Consider the following 20,772-nt stretch of genomic DNA (forward strand, 5'->3'; position numbering starts at 1 on the left):
CTTAGACCTCCTGCTTTTTCAAAAGAAGCAAACTTAAGCCAGTAAAGGCCAAGAAAAAGCCCAGCAAAGCTAAGCATTGCAGCCAGAGATCACGCAAATTCAGCGCTTTAGTAAAGGTGCCCACGGCAATATCCAAGAAATATCCGGCGGGGAATAAAACCCCCATCCAGGCGGAGCCACCATCCAATGAGGAGCGCGGGGTAATCAAGCCGGAAAATTGAATAGTCGGTAATGTGGTCAAAATCATCGTTCCTAAAATCGCAGCAATTTGCGTTTTAGTAACTGTGGACACCAACAAACCAAAGCTTGTCGTAGCCAAGACATACAGCACACCACCCACCGCTAAGGCCACACCACTGCCTTTCAACGGAACATCAAACAGCCAACGGTTAATTGCCACTAACAGAGCAAGATTAAGCAAGCTCACCACGACGTAAGGTATTTGCTTACCGAGTAAAAACTCTAAACGAGTTAACGGCGTGGCATAAAAGTTGGTGATAGAGCCCAGTTCTTTTTCACGCACCACGCCTAATGCAGTCAGCATCGCGGGAATAAACACTAAAATCAGGGCCATCACCCCGGGGCCAATGGCATTGACGCTACTGACATCTTGGTTATAGCGAAAGCGTGTCTCTAAACGCACCGGCTGCGCTAGAGCAGGCACGGCAGCGCTGCCTTCGTCACGCAAACGCTGCAAACTCTCTTGGTGTACGGCCTGCACATAACCGCGACTGGTTTCCGCACGAAATGGCATACCGCCATCCAGCCACACACCCACTTCAGGATGACGGCCGGCATATAAATCACGACCAAAACCTGCGGGAATTTCTATCGCCAACTTAATATCAGCACGCTGTAAACGCGCATGTAAATCTTGCATATCTTTTAAAGGTTCGCGCTCAGCAAAATAGCGCGAGCCACGATAGGCTTCTAAATAGGCACGACTTTGCGCAGTATTGTCTTGATCTAGGGTAGCAAAGGCTAAGTCTTCAACATCAAGGGAAATACCAAAGCCCAAAATAATCATCATAAAAACTGCGCCCAGCAAAGCAAAACCTAAACGGACACGGTCCCGCAGCAGTTCTTTGCTTTCTCGTACCGCTAACGCGCGGGTCCGTTTTAAGCTAAAACCACGCCGAGGGATCGAGGTTAAGGCGGCCGTTGCGGTACTGGCCAACTCTTGTTGCTGATCACTGAGCCCTTGCGCTTCTTGTAAGCAGGTGACAAAGGCATCTTCAAGGGTCGCACCGGCAAACTGCTGCTGCAGTTCAGCAGGTGTGCCTACCGCAAGCACTTTCGCCGCGTGCATCAAAGAAATACGATCGCAACGCTCTGCTTCATTCATAAAGTGCGTAGAGAGGAAAATCGTTACCCCTTGCTCGCGAGACAATTCAAACAACAAACGCCAGAAATCATCCCGTGCGGCAGGGTCAACACCCGATGTTGGTTCATCAAGAATGAGCACTTCAGGCTCGTGGATCACGGCAACGGCCAAAGATAGACGTTGGCGTAAACCCAGCGGCAACGCGCCCGCTTGCTCATGCTTATACTCGTCTAACTCAAAGCGTTGAATCAGGCGCTGCGCACGCTCGGCACCAACCTCTTTGGGCAGATCAAACAAATGCGCATGCAACTCAAGATTTTGTAGCACCGTCAGTTCGCCATACAACGAAAAGCTTTGCGACATAAAGCCAACACGTTTACGGGTGGCGAGATCATCAGCATCCACCGACTTACCCAACAACCAAGCTTCGCCTTCTGTGGCAGGCAGTAAACCAGTGAGCACCTTCATGGTGGTGGTTTTACCGCAACCGTTGGAGCCTAAAAAGCCAAAAATCTCACCACGCTCAATCTCAAAACTAACTTTATTTACTGCGGTAAAATCGCCAAAGCGTAATGTGAGATCGGTGGCTTTGATCGCAATATCATGCTTATCCGGCGAAAAAGGGCTGATCTGTAACGGTTCAACTGCGCTTGCACCATCACCTTGATAATGGGTAAAGGCGTCATCGAGTTTACCGCTAGGCGTTACCGTCGCCAGCTCTTGGGTCGCACCAGAGGCAATCAAGCGTCCGCGATCCATCATTAAGCAATGTTCAAATTGCGCGGCTTCTTCCATATAGGCCGTCGCCACTAACAAGGTCAACTGCGGACGATCACTGCGCACTCGCTCAATCAAGTCCCAGAAATGTCGACGTGAAAGTGGATCGACACCGGTAGTGGGTTCATCCAGAATCAGTAAGTCGGGGTCATGGATCAACGCGCAACACAGCCCTAACTTTTGCTTCATACCGCCAGATAACTTACCTGCCGGTCGATCAGCAAAGTCAGTGAGATCAGTCGCCGCCAGTAAACTGGTCATGCGTACTTCACGCTCCTCACGACTTAAGCCAAATAACGTCGCGAAAAAACGAATATTTTCAACAATGGACAAATCAGGATAGAGGTTATGGCCCAAGCCCTGCGGCATAAAGGCAATGCGTTGGTACAAAGTCGCGCGATGACGGCGTTTATTAATCGGACCAGCCAACACCTCAAGCTCGCCTTTTTGCAGGATTTTCACCCCGGCAATTAAGCCGAGCAAACTGGATTTACCCGCACCGTCGGGACCAATCAGGCCACAGCGACTGCCCTCCGGCAGACTAAAACTGACATCCTCTAACGCACGTTGTTTGCCATAACGATGAGATATATGCGCGCCATTAATAACTTGCGTATCCATGCTTTACCTAACTGATTAACCCATTCACGACTCTGCTCTCACCGGCACAGTGCCAGCAAGCGCCTTCGACTGTTTGCTGACGTAGCAGTCTTACTGCATCGCCTCAGGCCAAGCAATCGTGGCATCTCGGCGTACATAGGCAGAGCCCGGCATACCCGGCTTGGCTTGCGGTGTAGCAGCAGGATCAGTCAAACGCAGCTTGACGCGAAACACCAGTTTCTGGCGTTCATCACGGGTTTCTACTTCTTTAGGGGTGAATTGTGCTTTAGCGGCGACAAAAGCTACTTGTGCCGGCAGTGGTTGTTCACGCAAGGCATCTAAAACAATTCGCGCCTCATCACCGGCCGCTAAACGCCCCGCTACAGCAGACGGCAGATACACATTCATATATTGATCAGACGGATCAATCAGTAAAAACACGCGTCCGCCAGCACCCAACACTTCACCTGGTTCAGCTAAACGCAACTGTACTAAACCGTTCATCGGTGCACGCAAACTGCTGTCATCAATTTCACTGGATAATTGCGCCACCATCGCTTCAGTCGCAGCAATCGTCGCCTGCGCCGCTTGTACTTGTGCTTTCGAAGCGTCTAACGCTGCAGAAGCAGTATCAAAGCGGGCTTGCTGTTGATCAATCTGCTGACCACTAGCATGTCCACGGGCATACAACTCACGGAAACGTTTTAAATCTTGTTGGGCTAAACGACGCTCACTTTCGCGCAAATGCACAGTCGCTTCAGCAGCAACCACATTTTCACGGGCACGCATCACTTCCGATTGCGCTTGCAGACGCTGCGCTTCTAAGGTGCGCGTATCAATGCGCGCCAAGAGCTGCCCTACCACCACACGATCGCCCTCCGCAACCAAGACTTCAGCTAAACGACCAGGATATTTAGTGGCAACTTGCACTTCGGTCGCTTCAAGACGGCCATTAGCCTCATAGATCCCTTCTGGCAATCGGTCTTGTAAGGACTTCCAATAGCCAAAACCGCCCGCAGCCAACAAAGCAATCACTAAGGGTATGGCAAATAAATGAGAGGGACTTTTGTGCTTTGACATGCTTGCTCCTTGCAAGAAAAACCATGCAGCCCTTAACAGCAGTGCACAGTCTATAAACTAAATAAAAACCAAATTCAGGCATAACAAAGGATTATTTATGTCTCTGCAATACCAAAGAATAATAGACAGCATTGTACCCTGCTCATATGAATCGTCTAGAGTCGCAGTAGGATTGATCTTAGCTAATTACATCGGCAGACAGCATAAAGTCAGTTTGATAAAGGGTTCAGCAACATTCAGTACAATATAAAAACTATTGAACCTTTATTTATGGTTGCAATCATTATCTATTAACGTACGATGCCGCTGTCAACACAGCCTCCATCGCACCCACTTCTATTTGATGGTGCAGCATGTAGGGCTGCTAACTTTTGCTGGAGAGCAAAGTCTCAATGAAACGCAAACCTGATTTAATGTGGATTTTGGTCATCATCCTCAGCTTAGGTGTGGTCACCACCGGTTACACACAAAGCCTATGGGAACGCAGCACTTATCCAAGTACGCCATCTGACGACCAAGCCCAAACTATGTTGTTGCCGCATACCACTGCTGGTCAGTAACCACAGCATGTAAAGGGACATCCCAAGGCGCCAGCGGTAATTGCTCAACACGCTGACACTCATGCGCCAAACCAATGCGCTGCGGTGTGATTAAAGCATCACGCTGATGCAGTTCGGCAAAACAGCGGTCATAAAAACCACCGCCCATGCCCAAACGTCCACCTGACGAATCAAAGCCCACCAAAGGCAAAAACACCGCATCGAGTGTCCATACTGCGCGCTGATCTGCCGCACACCAACGCGGCTGTAAAATACCAAAACGGTTTTTTCCCCACTGCTGTATGGGACGAACACGCTGAAACGTCATAGCTGTTTTTGGCCAACTCGACAGTACCGGCAAATACACATGCTTACCGCGACGCCAGGCTTCGCGGATCAATAGCTGCGTATCGATTTCGCCATCACCGGCAAGATATAAAGCAATATGTTGTGCACGTCGAAAGAGCGGATGCTGAACCAGTTGTTGATACAACTGCTGCGCCGCTTGTGCCTGTTGACTCGGGGATAAACAACGACGCCGTTGCCGCAGTACTGAGCGTAACTGAGCACGGGATAAAGACGTGTTGACTTGCATAATTGAAAAAGACTCCCCGGATGTGCCGCTGTCGACATAGCCCTTGAACCCGAAAGTTCAAGGTGGAGATTACGTCAGATCTTTAGGCTTTCCGCAAGCGGACATGCACACCGATCTAAAAATGTAACCTCCGGGTTGGTGTGAATCGGCTCAGGGACGTAGTCCACTGGCGCGCACTCTAGGGAGACGTCTCCAGTATACACAGTTCTTTGAGCGCCTCAAGCGCACATTATTCAGCGCTATCTAAACTCTTCTGCACGCGCGTTAGCAGCTGTTGGACTTGCTCAGTATCTTGACTGCTAAACAACTCATCATGCTTTCTACTGTGCAACTCATGGGTGATATTGAGTGCGGCCATCACCGCAATACGCTCCGCACCAATAACTTTCCCAGAGCGACGAATATCACGCATTTTTTTATCTAAATACTCAGCGGCACGCTCTAAATTAGTGCTCTCAGAAGCCGGACAGGAAATATGGTAGTCCTTATCCAAAATTCGCACAGTCACCGTCTGGGATTGAGTCATAAGTCCTGCTCCAACGCTTTAAGCCGAGAAATCATAGCCGCAACTTTTTGCTGTGCTATTTCGTTTTTTTCTATCAATTGTCCACGCTCTTCATGCAGCATTTTATTCTGCACTCTAAGTTCGGCGTTACGTTGAATCAGTTGCTCAACGGCCTGCACCAAGGCTTGCAAAGCAGTATTTTTCACCAGCCCTCCTGTCATCACCAAGTCATATCAGACAACTATTACTCTTGTTATTCTAACGCCCGTATGCGCCCGCGCACAGCGCTATACAGCACATCTAAAAAATAAACTTAAGTACCTCTACCTGACAGACCGCTCAATTTATACCCATTATGCGCTGTTACAGATGACCACTTTTTAGAGAACAGTATAGACAGGCTGCAAAGATCACTATTTAGCGCCATACTCAACAACGCGATATACTGTCACGCATTATTTAAACGACCTCCAAAACCACGTAACAGTTCCATTATTTCGGATTTTTCATGCCCCAATCTCAATCTGCTTACACCTCATTTGCCACCTTACTCAACACCAGTGGTCACGCGGTCTCACCCGCTGAACTACAAGGTTTACTCCTCGGACGCTGCTGTGCTGGCGCGGGCTTTACTGCTGAAGGCTGGCTGCAAGAAGCGCAAGACTTATTTGATAGCGAAGTACCCAGTAGCCTACATGCGGCCTTGCTTGGTCTACAAGAAATGGTCAAAACTGAATTAGTGGCTGAGAGCAGCGTGTCTTTAACGCTACTCTTACCCAGTGATGATGATCTGCTGTCAGAGCGAACCATTGCTATCGGTCAATGGGCACAAGGTTTCTTAAGTGGCTTTGGCGGCAACATTGGTAATACTGAGCTGTCCAAAGATGTACGGGAAATTCTCGAAGATTTTATCTCTATCGCACAAATCCAACCCGATGAGGAAGGCGATGAAGACGGCGAAGTGGCCTATATGGAGGTCAACGAGTACTTGCGCGTTGCGCCTTTATTTATCTTTACCGAATGCGCCAATTACACCCCTCCCAGCACTGAAGACGAAACACCCGCCGTACACTAAATTTACAGGAGCCACACCGCATGAGCTCAATCAGCACATTTGAATACGCACAACGACGCCAACAACTGATGCAGCGTATGACGCCCAATAGCATTGCGATTTTATCCGCTGCGGCAGTCAGTACCCGTAACAACAGCGTTGAATATCCGTATCGACAAGACAGTGATTTTTTTTACTTGTCAGGTTTTTCTGAGCCCGAAGCGGTGCTGGTACTTATACCTAAGCGCGAACACGGTGAATTTATTTTATTTTGTCGCGAGCGCAATCCTGAACGCGAACTGTGGGATGGCCTACGCGCCGGTCAAGAGGGTGCCATCGCTGACTATCAAGCCGATGACGCCTTCCCTATCAACGATATTGATGACATTTTGCCCGGTTTAATCGAAGGCCGTGAACGGGTCTACTACTCCATCGGCAATAATCCAGACTTTGATCAACAGATGATGGAGTGGCTTAATAGCATTCGCAGCAAAGCACGTATGGGCGCACAGCCACCCAAAGAATTCGTCATGCTCGACCATCTTTTACACGATGCGCGTCTCTATAAAAGTCCTGCAGAAATTGCCACGATGCAACACGCGGCAGATATTTCCTGCCGTGCGCATATCCGCGCCATGCAAGCCTCTCAACCTGGACTGTATGAATACCATCTGGAAGCCGAGTTGGATTACGAATTCCGCAAAGGCGGTGCACGTTTAGCCGCCTACTCTTCGATTGTCGCCAGTGGTAAAAACGCCTGTATTTTGCATTACACCGAAAACAATGCGCCTTTGCAGGATGGCGATTTGGTGTTGATTGATGCCGGCTGCGAGTTCGACTGCTATGCCAGTGATATCACCCGCACCTTCCCAGTCAACGGTCGTTTTAGCCCTGCACAGAAAGCTATTTACGAGCTGGTTCTTCAGGCCAATCTCGAAGCGATGGATTATATTTCACCACAACACCGCTGGAACGATGCGCACGATGTCACAGTGCGAGTGATTACGGCTGGCTTGCTGGAGCTGGGCTTGCTACAAGGCGAGCTGGACGAGCTGATTAGCAGCGAAGCCTATAAGCCTTTTTATATGCACCGCGCTGGACACTGGCTCGGCCTAGATGTGCATGATGTTGGCGAATACAAGGTCAATGGCGAATGGCGTGCTCTTGAGGCAGGAATGACCATGACTGTCGAACCTGGTATTTATATTGCCGTCGACAATCTTGATGTTGCTGCACAATGGCGCGGGATTGGCGTACGCATTGAAGATGATGTTGTGGTAACCGAAGACGGTTGCCGTGTTCTCACCAATGCCGTCCCCAAAACCGTGGCCGAGATAGAAGGTTTAATGGCTGCCGCACAGCAGCAAGGAGCGTAGTCATGAGCCGAGTGCAGATCGCAATTATTGGTGGTGGTTTAGTCGGCGCCAGCCTAGCGTTAGCCCTACAAGCGGGCGCACGTGAGCGGCAATGGAAAATTGTCCTGATTGAACCTTACGCACCGGGCGATAGCTATCAGCCTAGCTATGATGCACGCGGCTCAGCTTTATCCTATGGCAGCCAACTCATTTATCAGCGTTTAGGCCTCTGGAAGGCCATTGCTCCGCGCGCTGAAGCTATCAAAAACATCCATATTTCCGATCGTGGACGCTTTGCTGCGGCGCGCATCAGCGCTAGCGAAGAAGGTGTGCCTGCGTTAGGTTATGTCGTCGAAAATGCGTGGCTCGGCCATTGTTTATGGGCAGCCTTGGATAGCGATGTGGTTGAGTGGCGTTGTCCGGCACAGGTTGAGCACATGCAAGCGCTCAGCGATGGCTACCAGCTCCGTTTGGATGATGGCAGTAGCATTGATTGCGACTTAGCGATTTTAGCGGATGGCGGTCGTTCAGGGCTGCGCGAACAACTGGGTATTCATGCTAAAAGCACACCCTATGGGCAAACGGCATTAATCAGTAATATCAGTACCGCTCTACCGCATCAAGGCTTGGCTTTTGAGCGTTTCACCGATGACGGTCCACTGGCTTTATTACCCTTACCTGACAATCGCTGCGTACTGATTTGGACCCGAGAGCCCAAGGAAGCGCAACGACTCTATGATTTGCCTGATCAGCAGTTTCTACACGAGTTACAACGCTGCTTTGGTTACCGTCTTGGTGCCATACAGCAGGTGGGCAGCCGTCACCTTTACCCTTTAAGCTTAGTAGAAAGCAGCGAGCAAGTGCGTGCTAACTTAGTGGTGCTGGGTAACGCTGCACACAGCTTGCACCCTGTTGCCGGCCAAGGTTACAACCTTTCTCTACGTGACAGCATGGCGCTGGCAGACTGCTTATTAGCAGGCCCAGCGACACCGGGTGACTTAGCAACATTGCAACGCTTTCAAAGCAAGCAACAACTCGACCAAGCATTTACTATTGGCTTTTCTGATCAAGTCACACGCCTATTCTCTAATGGCCATCCTTGGTTAGCCGGTGGCAGAAACCTTGGTTTATTAGGACTGGATTTACTACCGCCGGCCAAACGCTGGTTTGCTCGCCAAGCCATGGGGCTGGGTGTACGCGGCGCAGAGGATAAAGCCTAGTGATACACGCTAAAAAACTAGCGCGCAAAGTGCGCTTTTTGCGCTGGCTGCTAACTATTTACCCACCCTATTTCGGTGCTGGCATCAAGGTGCGTTATATCAGTCCCGACTTTCGCAAAGTACAGGTAAGCATGGGTTTAAAGTGGTACAACCGCAATTATGTGCGCACTCAATTTGGAGGCTCGCTGTACTCCATGACTGACCCATTTTATATGCTGATGTTGATGGAAAATCTGGGCAGCGATTATATTGTCTGGGATAAAGCAGCGCATATTGAATTTGTCAGTCCCGGCAAAGGTGCAGTACACGCCGAATTCAAAATTGATCAAGCACTGCTTGACGATATCCGTGAACATACCGCCAACGGCGAGAAATACTTACCCAAATATAGAGCGATCGTACACGATGACCAGGGTACCCTCGTCGCACGAGTGGAAAAGACCTTATATATCCGTCGTAAACCTGCAGCGCAGCTTGCTGCCGCCACACAGTAGGACTTCACTATGCACGCAGATTTAATCATCGTTGGCGCCGGTATGGTGGGCAGTACGCTCGCGTTGGCGCTTAAAGACAGCGGTTTAAATATCCTCTTGGTTGACGGCAGTCCGCTTAGTGTGGCGCCGTTTCAGCCAGCACAAGCCTTCGAGCCACGCGTCAGTGCTCTGTCGATTGCCAGTCAACGTATTTTAGAGCGAGTTAATGCTTGGCCGGGCATAACCCAACGACGGGCCAGCCCCTATCGTGACATGCACGTTTGGGATGGTTCCGGCACCGGTAAGATTCATTTTTCCGCCAGTAGCGTGCATGCCGAGGTACTCGGGCATATTGTTGAAAACCGAGTAGTGCAAGACGCGTTACTAGAACAGCTCCACAACTCTGATATCGATTTATTAGCCCACTCACGCGTCGAGCAACTGCGTCACTCGGGCGATGGCTGGCTGCTTAAACTCGATGATGGTAACGAAATACGTAGCCCTTTAGTGATTGCCGCCGATGGTGCGAACTCCGCAGTACGTCGTTTGGCGGGCTGCGCTACTCGCGAGTGGGACTACCTCCATCATGCGATTGTCACCAGTATCCGCTGCGAGAAACCTCATCAAGAAACGGCATGGCAGCGCTTTACCGATCAAGGCCCTCTGGCCTTATTGCCCTTACAACACAGTGATGGCAAACACTGGTGCTCGATTGTCTGGTCTGTACCCAAAGAGCAAGCTGAGCAGATTATGGCCCTCGACGATACGGCTTTTTGCGCGGCTCTAGGCCAAGCCTGTGAGCACCGTTTAGGCGTTATTGAGCACGCCGATCCACGCTACAGTATTCCTCTGCGCCAGCGTCATGCCAAACGCTATATCCAGCCGGGCTTAGCGCTGATTGGCGATGCGGCACACACCATTCATCCGCTGGCAGGACAAGGGGTTAATCTCGGTTTTTTAGATGCCGCAGTGCTCGCTGAAGTACTACTTAACGCCTTACAACGCGGCGAAAATATTGCCAGCGAGCGCGTATTGAGCCGTTTTGAACGCCGACGTATGCCACATAATTTAGCCATGATGGCAGCGATGGAAGGCTTTCAGCACCTGTTTCAAGCCGATGCTTTAGCGGTACGCTGGCTACGCAATAGCGGACTTAAACTGGTAGATAATTTGAGCGAGGCAAAAGCCTTGTTTATTCGCCAAGCGCTAGGCTTAGGGATTGATTTGCCAGACTTAGCTAAGCTCTAGTACCCAGTAGCCACGCTCAAACAGCCTCTCAGCACAGCGTCCTGATGATAGATAAATTGATGTGCAGAGTGTCAGTAAAAGCGATGAAAGAGTTACAAAATTTACGTATTTGGTTGATAAACTAAATGCAAGTAACTATCATTTACATAATTCACCCCAACCCGAGGTTGCTATGTCGATTCGTAAACCCATTCTCGCAGCACTTGCATTGAGTGTTATTGCAGGCCATGTACAAGCAGCAGACGATATCGTTGTGTACTCCTCACGTATCGACGAGTTGATCAAACCAGTTTTTGATAAATACACCGAACAAACTGGCGTTAAGATCAAATTCATTACCGATAAAGAAGCTCCGTTGATGGCCCGTCTAAAAGCTGAAGGTGGCAACACCCCAGCAGATATTCTGATCACTGTCGATGCCGGCAACCTCTGGCAAGCTGAGCAAATGGGTATTTTACAGCCGCTCAACTCCGAAAAAATTAAAGCCAATATTCCTGCTCAATACCGCTCCAGCAGCGATGCATGGACAGGTCTATCTTTGCGCGCACGTACCATCGTGTATTCAACCGATCGTGTGGATCCCAAAGAGCTGAGCACCTACGAAGCCCTAGCAGATAAAAATTGGGACGGCCGTTTATGCTTACGTACCAGTAAAAAAGTGTATAACCAATCACTGACTGCCACTTTGATCGAAACTCATGGTGCAGAAAAAACTGAACAGCTGGTTAAAGGTTGGGTCAACAACCTCGCAACCGATGTTTTCTCAGATGATACGGCGCTGCTTGAAGCCATCAATGCTGGGCAATGTGATGTCGGTATCGTTAATACTTACTACTACGGCCGTTTGCACCAACAAAACCCCGATTTAAAAGTAAAACTATTCTGGCCTAACCAGGATGGTCGTGGTGTACACGTTAACTTATCGGGTGCGGGTATCACTAAATACGCACCGCACCCAGACCAAGCTCGCAAGCTTTTAGAGTGGATGACCACTGCAGAAGCGCAAAGTATCTTTGCTGGAGTCAATCAAGAGTTTCCGGCCAATCCAAGCGTTAAACCCTCTGCAGAAGTGGCCGCTTGGGGTGAATTCAAAGCTGACACTATCCCTGTGGAAGTCGCCGGTAAGCGTCAAGCCGAAGCCATCCGCTTAATGGACCGCGCTGACTGGCGTTAATCGCCGCAAGTCGATCACAACAGACCGCCTCTCGAGGGCGGTTTGTTCGTTTAGGGCAACGTAACTTCGTGCAAAACACTGGCACCGCGGGTGGCCTGACTGAGGATGTCTTGCAGTGCAGCAACCTGTGCGACTGGCACCGCGAGCTGCAACAGTGCACCCTCGGCGTCAAAGATTTCGCTATTGAGCACGGCGCCAGCGTCGGCAAGTCGTACTTTAAAGATATCCAAATAAGCGTATGGACAGTGCCCCACTAAGGTGATGCGCGGCACTAGCACTTCACTGGCGGCCGTCTGCAACACCTGGGTTGCACAGCCACCATAGGCACGCGCTAAACCGCCGGTGCCCAGCTGAATGCCACCATACCAACGTGTCACAACGACTAGCACCTGATCAAACTGTTGGTTTTCAATCGCCGCTAAAATCGGCCGACCGGCAGTACCACTCGGTTCGCCATCATCGTTAAAGCGGTATTGCTCGCCACAGCGCCACGCCCAGCAGTTATGCGAGACATTGGCCGTACTCAACTGTGCAATCAGCTCTGGTGCCTGTTGCGCACTCGACAGATACACCGCTTGTGCCAAAAAACGGCTCTTGCGAATGTCCTCTTGGTAGCTATGTGGAGCCTTGATAATACGCATCAACGTTTTCTTCATTGCTTCGGCATGCTCTGCTGCATACCGCTATCACTTCGTTCAAGCAACACAGCTATCACGCTCAGATAAAAACCCATACTGTGCCGGCTAATGCACAGTTCATGGGCTTAAATAAGCGTGAATAGATCCTCTGCAGCTAAGCGTGATTTCGGTAATTTGGCATTAAAATCAGTCTGCGCACGGTAACCTAACGCTACCGCCGCCACAGCAGTCAAGTCTCGTTCGTTTAAAGCAAACTCAGCATCCAGTATTGCTAGATCAAGACCTTCCATTGGTACCGCATCAATATCTAATAATCCGGCGCCCAACAAAAAACTGCCTATATTTAGATAAATTTGTTTTTCCAACCAGTGCGGCACATCTTTCTTATCGTATTGATGTTCATTTAAATACATCACGCGAGTTTTGTGCGCGGCTGCTTTAATTTCTGGTGCCGTAGCAAAACGGCCATCATGCTCTTCCGCAGCCAGTACCTTTTGTAGATGGGCATCATCAATCTGCGTACGCGCGCAAAACAGCACCACATGCGAGGCATTAAGAATCTTGCTTTCGTTATAGCTGTAACTACCCGCCGCACCTTTAGCCAAACGGGCCTTACCTTGCGCTGTACTGGCGACAATAAAATGCCAAGGCTGAATATTGGTGCTCGATGGGCTTAAACGTAACAAAGCTAAGAGCTGCTCAACCACCTCTTCAGGCAGCGTCTTGCTCGCATCAAAAGCTTTAGTCGCATAACGACGTTTCAAGACCTCAGTTAACTGCATAACATACCTCTTGTTTTAAGTATTCAGGCTTTACCAGCACGCCTCTACGCCTGCTTTCGCGCCTAATCGTGCACAATAACAGCCACATGGACCGACAGTATTTAATAGCCAACAATCATCTGCAACGCAGGTTGGTAAAGTCGCTCTTCGAAAAAACCACTAAGCACCAGCCTACAGTTATTTTGTCGTGAGCTAAAGCAGCCAGCCGTTCGTCTTGCACTTCAAGCTAAACCTTAGAGTCGATAAATAAATCACGATACGTCGTCTGTTCTAATACAAACGCGTTAGTCCAATAACTTTCGAGCGGATTATACTCGATGCAAACAATAATCCGCTTAGGAGATACCATGGCTCGTTTACAAGACAAAGTGATTATTATTACCGGTGCTGCACAAGGTATGGGCGCCACTCATGCTCGTCTCTGCATTGAGGCCGGTGCGAAGGTTGTTCTGACCGATATCAACGCTGAAAAAGGCCAAGCCTTAGCCACTGAGTTGGGTAGCAACGCTTTATTTATCAAGCACGACGTCACCAGTGAAGAGGGCTGGGCGCAGGTTGTGGCAACCACTGAAGCGCAGTTTGGAGCGGTTAATGTGCTGGTCAATAACGCCGGCATTACCATGGCTAAATCGATTTTAAATACAACCTTAGAGGATTACCGACGCATCATTGAGATTAACCAAGTCTCAGTGTTTTTGGGTATGAAGGCGGTTATTCCATCGATGCAAAACAGCCAACAAGGCTCGATTATTAATATTTCATCGATTAATGGTTTAGTCGGCGGTGCTATTGGCTATACCGACTCCAAATTTGCCGTGCGCGGTATGACCAAGGCCGCGGCTTTAGCCTGCGCACCCTACGGCATACGGGTTAACTCTGTGCATCCTGGGGTGATTGCTACGCCGATGGTGATGCAGGACGATACCAGAGCGGCCGTCGAAGCATTTGCCAAGAGCATTCCATTAAAACGCGTTGCCCAGCCGGAAGAAGTGAGCAATCTGGTGATTTATTTAGCCTCGGATGAGTCCAGCTACTCAACCGGTGCAGAGTTTATTGTGGACGGTGGTTTAACCGCACAATAGGCTTGTCTTTGGGCGGCGTTTAACGTCGCCCAAAGCGGCCTTCTACACAAACTAATGCTTATGCTGATGGTCGTGGCAATCACCTTCGTGCAGGCTCGACTCTTCAGCCTGAAGCTCACCCTTTAGGTAAAGCAACACAGCTGTGTCTGGATCACTTTCTTGCGTAATCAAACCTTTAATGCCTTTGCGTGCAAGACGCCTGACCATACCGCTGCCCATTCCTCCAGTGATCAATACATCCGTATCATCTAGCGGGTGCGCTGCATGTGCTGAACTCTCATGAAATGATTGCTCTATAGGCAACTCCAGCAACTGCTTATCTGCGATGGCATTGTCTTGGATACTGTATACCCAAAACTTGCGACAACGACCGACATGCTCAGTAATCGCTTTTCGATTTTGACTGGTAACTGCAATTTTCATACTGCCCCCTTGGCTTCACTACCTGCGACCAACATTCTTAGTGTGTGGCTATAGAAAACAAATAAACTTATATGTTATATAATATCATATATTGTCATACTGATAGAGCCAATAGATAGGACAGATTGCCGCCCTTCACACTAAACGATGATCGATGTAGAGCTAAAGAGTATTTTCACGCATAGAAGCTTGCAGTTCAGGCAGCATAACCTCATCAATACCACCCAGTGCAGGGATATGACTCAAAGGCACCCAAGATATGGCAAACTCAATCGGGCCAAAACCTTCAGATGAGTCACACTCAAAATGCCGCCAAGACGGTGCTGTCGCTTCATTGGTTTGCAAATGAAAAAACCAAGCCACAATGGTTTCATCACGGCCAATATCAGTTAAATCACGCTTAAAACTGCCTAGGCATTTAACCAGTTGCAACCTGGTTAAACCGGTTTCTTCTTGTGCTTCACGCAACGCAGCCTGCACTGGAGACTCACCAGCCTTAACTGTACCGCCAGGAATTTGTGCTTGTAGATAGCGTCCATCAACATACTCGAGAATCAGTAGTTGATCCGCGCGGGTGATATAGGTGAAAACTCGATGGCGCATTACTGTTACTCACAAAACGTCACACTTCACACGCTGTTAAGCCGATCTACCGGCACTGCAGCACACTCACTTCCAGCCCTGGCGCCAGTGCGCTGTATGAGTTAGCTCCTGCCAGTCAATGGCTACAGCCCGATTGGATATCACTGCCTCAAGCAAGCAATGAATCACATTATTTTCTTCATCAAACTCCAACTCAGTCACTAAAAAGTGCTTTTCTTTATTAACCGGATTGACCGCTGTCCACTTGCTGTGCAGTAGTTTTTTAGGATTGATTTTATTCACGGTAAACGCCTATAGAGTTGAATGTATTGCTGTGCATATAACGGATGCCGCTAACAAGCCATTATGATAATGGTTTATCTTATCCACCGAGGTGAAATCAGTTGTTGTTTTTTGTTACTCTTGATTGTGTCAGTGGCTTACTTAGTAACTCATAACATATAAGGTTGATACTGTGCCAGTCGTTCTACCCACTACAGAAAGTCTTACCGTTGAGTTTAAAAGTGATCGCAACGGCTACCCTGATCTCGAACTCATTGAAGCCCTAACCTGTCTGGCCAATACAGCAGGCGGTGAACTGTGGCTCGGCGTTGAAGACGATGGTTCGCTAGGCGGTCTGCATCCAAAGCATCAAGATATCACGCGCTTAACTGCGTTGATTGCCGAGCAAACCGTGCCGTCATTAAAAGTCTCAATCAAAAAATACACCACCAACACAGTGACTGTTGCACAAATTATGGTGCCACAGTCGAGCACGCTGATCGCTACTCAAGAAGGCGAATACTTACAGCGCCGCCTGAAAACAGATGGCACACCTGAGTGCATTCATATCACGCTTGACCTGTAATTTCTCAGCTACCGACACACCTGTAGCGCAGTCTAAGCATCAATAATGCCTGTACCCCGCCCATTATTTTATTCTTTTACACGAATGACTCACTGACTCTTTTAATCCATAACGCTCTCAAAACGCGATCAAGCAATGGTCTTTAAAGCGCCAGACCAGCACATTCCTTATACACTTTAGTCGCCTAAAACCCGCCACAGACAGCGTTATTCAGTCCTATCGAAGAATAATGTTATCGGTACTATTGCTTTCTTACTGAACACTTGTTTAGTATCGAGCTAAGCAAGGCTTTCTATGCAGCTAAGCGATGCGCCTTTAATTACAAAAACGATAAAGAGCGAGAATAACAATGAGCGAGCATCCCACACTACTGGTGCGCCATGACGACGGCGTGACCTGGATTCAACTGAATCGACCTGACCAGCGTAATGCGCTGGATATTCCGACCCTATCGGCATTAACCACTCTGCTTAAGGCACTTGAAGCCGATGCCAGCGTTCGCACTATTGTGCTGACCGGCAGTGGCCGTAGTTTTTGTGCGGGTGCCGATCTAGCAGAATGGGCCGCGGCGGAGGCCCGTGGCGAGCTGGAGTCCTATGGCTGGACCCAAGCAGCGCATCTGTTAATGGTCACGTTACATGATCTAAAAAAACCAACCATTGCTGCGGTGAACGGCACGGCAGTGGGCGCAGGAATGGACTTGACCCTCTGCTGCGATTTTCGCATTGCCGCTCGCTCGGCGCGCTTTAAAGCGGGCTACACCAGCATGGGTTACAGCCCCGACGCAGGCGCCAGCTGGCATTTACCGCGCTTGATCGGACTAGAAAATGCCAAGTTGTTTATTTTCCTAGATGAGCTATGGGCTGCTGAGCAAGCACATGCCGCTGGTCTGGTGGGACAACTGGCTGACGACGACGAGCTCCTCAGCGTTACTGCCACTTTCGCCGCACGTCTTGCGAGTGGCCCGACCTTAGCGCACAGCCTGACTAAACAACTGATGCATGACAGTACTCAACGCAGTCTCGCCGAGCACCTCAATGCCGAGCAAGATGCAGGCTTGATTTGTGGACGCAGTGAAGATGGCGCAGAAGCCCTGCGCGCGATTGCAGAAAAACGTTCTCCAAACTTTATCGGTAGGTAATTCAAGATGGATTTCAATCTAACCAGCGAACAAAATATGCTTGTCGAATCAGTCCGTAGCTTTGTCGAAAAAGAGCTACTGCCTTATGAAGAGGAGGTTGATCGCGCCAACTGTGTATCACCTGAATTGTCTGCACAAATTCGTGAAAGAGCCATCGCAGCCGGTTTCTATGCCTTTAATATGCCGGAAGAGGTCGGCGGTGGCGGTCTTGATTACCTGAGCCAAGCCTTAATTGAGCGTGAGCTGTCAAAATGCTCTTGGGCACTGCATGTGTTTGTAGCACGCCCATCAAAAATCTTAATGGCCTGCCGTGATCAGCAAATCGAAGATTACCTGTTGCCTTGCGTACGTGGCGAAAAAATTGACTGTTTTGCTCTGACTGAGCCAGGCGCAGGCTCTGACGCCAACTCGATTAAAACTCGCGCGGTACGTGACGGTGATGATTTTATTATCAATGGTGCCAAGCATTTTATCAGCCATGCTGGTGATGCTGACTTTGCCATTGTCTTTGCGGTCACCGGTAGCTATGAGCACAAAGGTCGCCAACGCAACAAAGTCACCGCCTTTTTAGTCGACTCTGACGCTGACGGCTTAACCGTTCGTCGTGGTCCTAACTGTGTCAGTAATCGTGGTTATCAAACCTACGAACTATTCTTCGATAACTGCCGTGTGCCAGCCGACAAAGTACTGGGTGAAATCGATAAAGGTTGGGATGTTGCCAACTCATGGCTGACTGCCGGACGTGTAATGGTCGCAGCCAACTGTGTTGGTCAAGCTCAGCGCGCAATGCAGGCGGCGTTGCAGTGGTCAGCTGACCGACAACAATTTGGTCAAGCCATCGGTAACTACCAAGGTATTTCTTTCAAGTTGGCCGATATGGCTACTGAAATTCAAGCAGCAGAGCTGTTGGCTCTAAATGCCGCATGGAAAATGGACCAAGGCACAATGACCGACGGCGATGCCGGCATGGCCAAGCTGTTTGCCAGCGAGGTTTTGGGTCGCGTAGTGGATGAGACCGTCCAGATTTACGGTGGCATGGGTTTGATGGACGAAGGTCCTGTTGAGCGCATGTGGCGTAACGCCCGTATCGAGCGCATCTGGGAAGGCACCTCTGAGATCCAGCGCCATATTATTTCCCGCGAATTACTGCGGCCTTTAATGAGCTAAGGAGAGGACGGCTATGACGGACAATACGATCAACAAAAAAAACAATATTAAGCGTCTTTTGGCTCCTAAACACCTCGCCTTTATTGGCGGTCGCAGCATGGCTAAAGCGCTGCAACGCTGTCTTGAAGGTGGTTTTACTGGATCCGTCTGGCTGGTCAATCCTATGCATAAAAGCATTGAGGGGATTGAGTGTTACCCCTCAGTGGACGCGCTACCAGAAGCACCCGATGCAGCCTTTATTGCCACTAACCGTGAGCAAACCCTAACTACCGTCGCCGAACTGGCAAAACGCGGTGCCGGCGGAGCGGTATGTTACGCCTCAGGTTTTGCCGAAGCCGGCGCTGAAGGCGAGCGACTGCAAGAAAAATTACTCGAAGTCGCTGGAGAGATGGCCTTATTAGGCCCTAACTGTTACGGCTTACTCGACTACTTACACGGCGCCGCACTCTGGCCAGTTGCCCACGGTGGCAAACGGGTCGACAAAGGCGTCAGTATTCTTACGCAAAGCGGTAACTTCGCCTACAACTTGTCAATGAGCGACCGTTCACTGCCGATCGCCTATATGGCCTCGGTCGGTAACCAAGCACAAATTGGTGTGGCTGAGCTGATTGAAGCCATGCTCGATGAGCCAAGAATCACCGCGATTGGCGTGCACTTGGAAGGACTAAACAACGTCCCAGCCTTTGCCCGTGCTGCGTATAAAGCCCTGCAAAAGCAGGTGCCTATTATTATTCTGAAAACCGGCGTGTCAGAAATTGGTGCCGAACTCGCATTAAGCCACACCAGTTCTTTGGCCGGCTCCGATGCTTTATACGATGCCCTGTTTAAGCGTCTCGGCGTGATTCGCGTCAGCGGTCCGGTCAGCTTTATGGAAACCTTGAAGGCGGCAGCCTGTGGACGTTTACCGGCAGGTAACAGCCTCGCCGCACTCGCCTGCTCCGGTGGTGATGCCGGACTGATTGCCGACTATGCTGAGCGCAATGGCCTAGAGTTACCGCGTCTATTGGAGACGCAAAAAATAGAATTGGCAAAAATCCTCCCAGCCTTTGCAAGCTTAGCGAATCCACTCGACTTTACCACCGCAGTCTGGGGCAATGCTGAAGCACTGACACAGCTATTTGAGCAGATGCTGTCTGGTAGTGCTGACGCAACCTTACTGGTATTGGATTACCCCTCTGAAGCCACCGGTGAACGTCCTGAGTGCGACTTAATTCTACAAATATTTTGTGACGCGCTCAAGCGTCATAATAAGCTCGGCTTAGTTGCCTCAGCTTTCCCAGAGTTATTACCGGCGAGCGCGCGTGAACGCTTGCATGCAAACGGCGTAGCCGCTCTACAAGGTGTTGAAGATGCTTTAGCCGCTTGGGCGCGCCTCGCGCACTACAGTCAACAACGCCACATTCTTCTCGAACGTGGTGAAGCCGCCTTACCTTTACTGCCGTCATTCACCCTTGACAATGAAGGCCAAGTATTTGACGAGTGGGACTCCAAACAAGCACTGAAAGCTTATGGTTTGCCGGTTCCAGAGGCCATTGTCAGCAGCCCTGCTACGGTTCTTGAGGATGCCGAACGTCTTGGCTATCCATTGGTACTCAAAGTGCTCAGTGCCGACCTGCCGCATAAAACCGAAGCCGGCGGTGTCGCCCTTAACCTAAAAACCCCTGCCGCACTGCAAGAAGCAGTCGAGCAGATGGCCAAGAGCTTGGCTGAGAAGCATCCTGAAATTCCTTTTCAGCAACTACTCCTCGAGAGCATGGGTGAAGCGCCAGTCGCAGAACTGATTGTCGGCGTCACCCGCTCACCAGGCTTTGGCTTAGCTTTAGTCATTGGTGCTGGCGGCATTTTGGTTGAGCTACTGCGCGACAGCCAAAGCCTACTGCTGCCGACTAATCGCGCGGCAATTGAGGCTGCACTGTTACAACTGAAAAGCGCAGTATTGCTGCAAGGTTTTAGAGGTAAACCGGCCGCAGACATGCCTTCTTTAGTTTCAGCCATTGAGGCTGTCGCTGAGTATGCATGCCAGAATGCCGAACAACTTATAGAGCTCGATGTGAACCCTTTATTGGTTGGTAGTCAGCGCACATTAGCAGTAGACGCGCTACTTCGCCTGGGTAACACTCAAGCGTGATACGGCCTCCGACTAAC

The 20,772-nt window shown here is 49.9% G+C and carries 22 protein-coding genes and 1 other RNA gene; 12 read left to right on the plus strand and 11 right to left on the minus strand.

Features of this window, described 5'->3' with window-relative positions:
* Position 1: 1 nt before the first annotated feature.
* Positions 2 to 2,722, minus strand: coding sequence for a ribosome-associated ATPase/putative transporter RbbA (rbbA, locus tag JYJ62_RS09465; RefSeq protein WP_205341964.1), 2,721 nt, complete (start codon positions 2,720 to 2,722; stop codon positions 2 to 4).
* 90 nt (positions 2,723 to 2,812) lie between these two features.
* Positions 2,813 to 3,781 carry an HlyD family secretion protein gene (locus JYJ62_RS09470; RefSeq protein ID WP_205341965.1) on the minus strand — a complete coding sequence of 323 codons (969 nt, stop codon included), beginning with the start codon at positions 3,779 to 3,781 and terminating at the stop codon, positions 2,813 to 2,815.
* A gap of 392 nt (positions 3,782 to 4,173) precedes the next feature.
* Here JYJ62_RS09470 and JYJ62_RS09475 point away from each other — a divergent pair, with 392 nt between their 5' ends.
* The gene (locus tag JYJ62_RS09475; RefSeq protein WP_205341966.1) at positions 4,174 to 4,341 is read left to right on the plus strand and encodes a hypothetical protein; all 168 of its coding nucleotides are present in this window, start codon (positions 4,174 to 4,176) and stop codon (positions 4,339 to 4,341) included.
* On the opposite strand, the gene JYJ62_RS09480 is transcribed toward JYJ62_RS09475, so the two are convergent.
* From JYJ62_RS09480 to JYJ62_RS09495, 4 genes are all read right to left on the minus strand, one after another.
* Entirely contained in the window at positions 4,307 to 4,915 is a 609-nt protein-coding gene (locus tag JYJ62_RS09480; protein ID WP_205341967.1) for a 5-formyltetrahydrofolate cyclo-ligase, read from the minus strand. The two genes, JYJ62_RS09475 and JYJ62_RS09480, sit on opposite strands and share 35 nt — an antisense overlap.
* Before the next feature lie 9 nt (positions 4,916 to 4,924).
* Positions 4,925 to 5,103: non-coding RNA, 6S RNA (gene ssrS, locus JYJ62_RS09485), on the minus strand.
* A gap of 41 nt (positions 5,104 to 5,144) precedes the next feature.
* Positions 5,145 to 5,441 carry a cell division protein ZapA gene (locus tag JYJ62_RS09490; RefSeq protein ID WP_205341968.1) on the minus strand — a complete coding sequence of 99 codons (297 nt, stop codon included), beginning with the start codon at positions 5,439 to 5,441 and terminating at the stop codon, positions 5,145 to 5,147.
* Positions 5,438 to 5,626 carry a TIGR02449 family protein gene (locus JYJ62_RS09495; RefSeq protein WP_205341969.1) on the minus strand — a complete coding sequence of 63 codons (189 nt, stop codon included), beginning with the start codon at positions 5,624 to 5,626 and terminating at the stop codon, positions 5,438 to 5,440. The genes JYJ62_RS09490 and JYJ62_RS09495 overlap by 4 nt, the downstream gene beginning before the upstream one ends.
* A 302-nt stretch (positions 5,627 to 5,928) precedes the next feature.
* On the opposite strand from JYJ62_RS09495, the gene JYJ62_RS09500 reads away from it, so the two are divergent.
* From JYJ62_RS09500 to JYJ62_RS09525, 6 genes are all read left to right on the plus strand, one after another.
* Complete coding sequence (locus JYJ62_RS09500) at positions 5,929 to 6,495, plus strand: UPF0149 family protein (protein ID WP_205341970.1); 567 nt, start codon at positions 5,929 to 5,931, stop codon at positions 6,493 to 6,495.
* 20 nt (positions 6,496 to 6,515) lie between these two features.
* The gene (gene pepP / locus JYJ62_RS09505; RefSeq protein ID WP_205341971.1) at positions 6,516 to 7,850 is read left to right on the plus strand and encodes a Xaa-Pro aminopeptidase; all 1,335 of its coding nucleotides are present in this window, start codon (positions 6,516 to 6,518) and stop codon (positions 7,848 to 7,850) included.
* Positions 7,851 to 7,852: 2 nt separating this feature from the next.
* Positions 7,853 to 9,049: a 2-octaprenyl-6-methoxyphenyl hydroxylase gene (ubiH, locus tag JYJ62_RS09510; RefSeq protein ID WP_205341972.1), complete on the plus strand. Its 1,197-nt coding sequence runs from the start codon at positions 7,853 to 7,855 to the stop codon at positions 9,047 to 9,049.
* Complete coding sequence (locus JYJ62_RS09515; RefSeq protein WP_420042832.1) at positions 9,049 to 9,543, plus strand: DUF4442 domain-containing protein; 495 nt, start codon at positions 9,049 to 9,051, stop codon at positions 9,541 to 9,543. Before ubiH ends, JYJ62_RS09515 begins: the two co-directional genes overlap by 1 nt.
* A gap of 9 nt (positions 9,544 to 9,552) precedes the next feature.
* Positions 9,553 to 10,770 carry a 2-octaprenyl-3-methyl-6-methoxy-1,4-benzoquinol hydroxylase gene (locus tag JYJ62_RS09520; RefSeq protein ID WP_205341973.1) on the plus strand — a complete coding sequence of 406 codons (1,218 nt, stop codon included), beginning with the start codon at positions 9,553 to 9,555 and terminating at the stop codon, positions 10,768 to 10,770.
* A 172-nt stretch (positions 10,771 to 10,942) separates the two neighbouring features.
* Positions 10,943 to 11,944, plus strand: coding sequence for an extracellular solute-binding protein (locus JYJ62_RS09525; protein ID WP_205341974.1), 1,002 nt, complete (start codon positions 10,943 to 10,945; stop codon positions 11,942 to 11,944).
* A 50-nt stretch (positions 11,945 to 11,994) separates the two neighbouring features.
* Here JYJ62_RS09525 and JYJ62_RS09530 read toward each other — a convergent pair whose 3' ends face one another.
* Entirely contained in the window at positions 11,995 to 12,585 is a 591-nt protein-coding gene (locus JYJ62_RS09530) for an IMPACT family protein (protein WP_232365753.1), read from the minus strand.
* 122 nt (positions 12,586 to 12,707) lie between these two features.
* On the minus strand, positions 12,708 to 13,364 hold the full coding sequence (gene nfsB / locus JYJ62_RS09535; protein ID WP_205341976.1) for an oxygen-insensitive NAD(P)H nitroreductase: 657 nt from the start codon (positions 13,362 to 13,364) through the stop codon (positions 12,708 to 12,710).
* 347 nt (positions 13,365 to 13,711) lie between these two features.
* Between nfsB and JYJ62_RS09540 the strand changes: the two genes are divergently transcribed.
* The gene (locus JYJ62_RS09540; protein ID WP_205341977.1) at positions 13,712 to 14,446 is read left to right on the plus strand and encodes a glucose 1-dehydrogenase; all 735 of its coding nucleotides are present in this window, start codon (positions 13,712 to 13,714) and stop codon (positions 14,444 to 14,446) included.
* Positions 14,447 to 14,497: 51 nt separating this feature from the next.
* Here the strand turns inward: JYJ62_RS09540 and JYJ62_RS09545 are convergent, their stop codons facing one another.
* From JYJ62_RS09545 to JYJ62_RS09555, 3 genes are all read right to left on the minus strand, one after another.
* Entirely contained in the window at positions 14,498 to 14,869 is a 372-nt protein-coding gene (locus JYJ62_RS09545) for a NifB/NifX family molybdenum-iron cluster-binding protein (RefSeq protein WP_205341978.1), read from the minus strand.
* A 162-nt stretch (positions 14,870 to 15,031) separates the two neighbouring features.
* Positions 15,032 to 15,472 (minus strand): NUDIX domain-containing protein, encoded by a 441-nt coding sequence (locus JYJ62_RS09550; protein ID WP_205341979.1) that lies wholly within the window; start codon positions 15,470 to 15,472, stop codon positions 15,032 to 15,034.
* 66 nt (positions 15,473 to 15,538) lie between these two features.
* On the minus strand, positions 15,539 to 15,754 hold the full coding sequence (locus tag JYJ62_RS09555) for a TIGR02450 family Trp-rich protein (protein WP_205341980.1): 216 nt from the start codon (positions 15,752 to 15,754) through the stop codon (positions 15,539 to 15,541).
* 172 nt (positions 15,755 to 15,926) lie between these two features.
* Here JYJ62_RS09555 and JYJ62_RS09560 point away from each other — a divergent pair, with 172 nt between their 5' ends.
* From JYJ62_RS09560 to JYJ62_RS09575, 4 genes are all read left to right on the plus strand, one after another.
* On the plus strand, positions 15,927 to 16,319 hold the full coding sequence (locus tag JYJ62_RS09560) for an ATP-binding protein (protein ID WP_205341981.1): 393 nt from the start codon (positions 15,927 to 15,929) through the stop codon (positions 16,317 to 16,319).
* 349 nt (positions 16,320 to 16,668) lie between these two features.
* Positions 16,669 to 17,460 (plus strand): enoyl-CoA hydratase/isomerase family protein, encoded by a 792-nt coding sequence (locus JYJ62_RS09565; RefSeq protein ID WP_205341982.1) that lies wholly within the window; start codon positions 16,669 to 16,671, stop codon positions 17,458 to 17,460.
* A gap of 6 nt (positions 17,461 to 17,466) precedes the next feature.
* Positions 17,467 to 18,627 (plus strand): acyl-CoA dehydrogenase family protein, encoded by a 1,161-nt coding sequence (locus JYJ62_RS09570; protein ID WP_205341983.1) that lies wholly within the window; start codon positions 17,467 to 17,469, stop codon positions 18,625 to 18,627.
* 13 nt (positions 18,628 to 18,640) lie between these two features.
* The gene (locus tag JYJ62_RS09575; RefSeq protein ID WP_205341984.1) at positions 18,641 to 20,755 is read left to right on the plus strand and encodes an acetate--CoA ligase family protein; all 2,115 of its coding nucleotides are present in this window, start codon (positions 18,641 to 18,643) and stop codon (positions 20,753 to 20,755) included.
* Positions 20,756 to 20,772: the final 17 nt, after the last annotated feature.

It is taken from the genome of Denitrificimonas caeni, from assembly GCF_905120345.1.
Taxonomy (GTDB): domain Bacteria; phylum Pseudomonadota; class Gammaproteobacteria; order Pseudomonadales; family Pseudomonadaceae; genus Denitrificimonas; species Denitrificimonas caeni_A.

Coding starts and splice junctions, on each gene's coding strand:
- JYJ62_RS09565 (WP_205341982.1), top strand. CDS start 16,669: ATGAGCGAGCATCCCACACTACTGGTGCGCCATGACGACGGCGTGACC.
- JYJ62_RS09570 (WP_205341983.1), top strand. CDS start 17,467: ATGGATTTCAATCTAACCAGCGAACAAAATATGCTTGTCGAATCAGTC.
- JYJ62_RS09480 (WP_205341967.1), bottom strand. CDS start 4,915: ATGCAAGTCAACACGTCTTTATCCCGTGCTCAGTTACGCTCAGTACTG.
- JYJ62_RS09530 (WP_232365753.1), bottom strand. CDS start 12,585: ATGCGTATTATCAAGGCTCCACATAGCTACCAAGAGGACATTCGCAAG.
- JYJ62_RS09470 (WP_205341965.1), bottom strand. CDS start 3,781: ATGTCAAAGCACAAAAGTCCCTCTCATTTATTTGCCATACCCTTAGTG.
- ubiH (WP_205341972.1), top strand. CDS start 7,853: ATGAGCCGAGTGCAGATCGCAATTATTGGTGGTGGTTTAGTCGGCGCC.
- JYJ62_RS09540 (WP_205341977.1), top strand. CDS start 13,712: ATGGCTCGTTTACAAGACAAAGTGATTATTATTACCGGTGCTGCACAA.
- nfsB (WP_205341976.1), bottom strand. CDS start 13,364: ATGCAGTTAACTGAGGTCTTGAAACGTCGTTATGCGACTAAAGCTTTT.
- JYJ62_RS09500 (WP_205341970.1), top strand. CDS start 5,929: ATGCCCCAATCTCAATCTGCTTACACCTCATTTGCCACCTTACTCAAC.
- JYJ62_RS09475 (WP_205341966.1), top strand. CDS start 4,174: ATGAAACGCAAACCTGATTTAATGTGGATTTTGGTCATCATCCTCAGC.
- rbbA (WP_205341964.1), bottom strand. CDS start 2,722: ATGGATACGCAAGTTATTAATGGCGCGCATATATCTCATCGTTATGGC.
- JYJ62_RS09575 (WP_205341984.1), top strand. CDS start 18,641: ATGACGGACAATACGATCAACAAAAAAAACAATATTAAGCGTCTTTTG.
- JYJ62_RS09550 (WP_205341979.1), bottom strand. CDS start 15,472: ATGCGCCATCGAGTTTTCACCTATATCACCCGCGCGGATCAACTACTG.
- JYJ62_RS09525 (WP_205341974.1), top strand. CDS start 10,943: ATGTCGATTCGTAAACCCATTCTCGCAGCACTTGCATTGAGTGTTATT.
- JYJ62_RS09545 (WP_205341978.1), bottom strand. CDS start 14,869: ATGAAAATTGCAGTTACCAGTCAAAATCGAAAAGCGATTACTGAGCAT.
- pepP (WP_205341971.1), top strand. CDS start 6,516: ATGAGCTCAATCAGCACATTTGAATACGCACAACGACGCCAACAACTG.
- JYJ62_RS09490 (WP_205341968.1), bottom strand. CDS start 5,441: ATGACTCAATCCCAGACGGTGACTGTGCGAATTTTGGATAAGGACTAC.
- JYJ62_RS09520 (WP_205341973.1), top strand. CDS start 9,553: ATGCACGCAGATTTAATCATCGTTGGCGCCGGTATGGTGGGCAGTACG.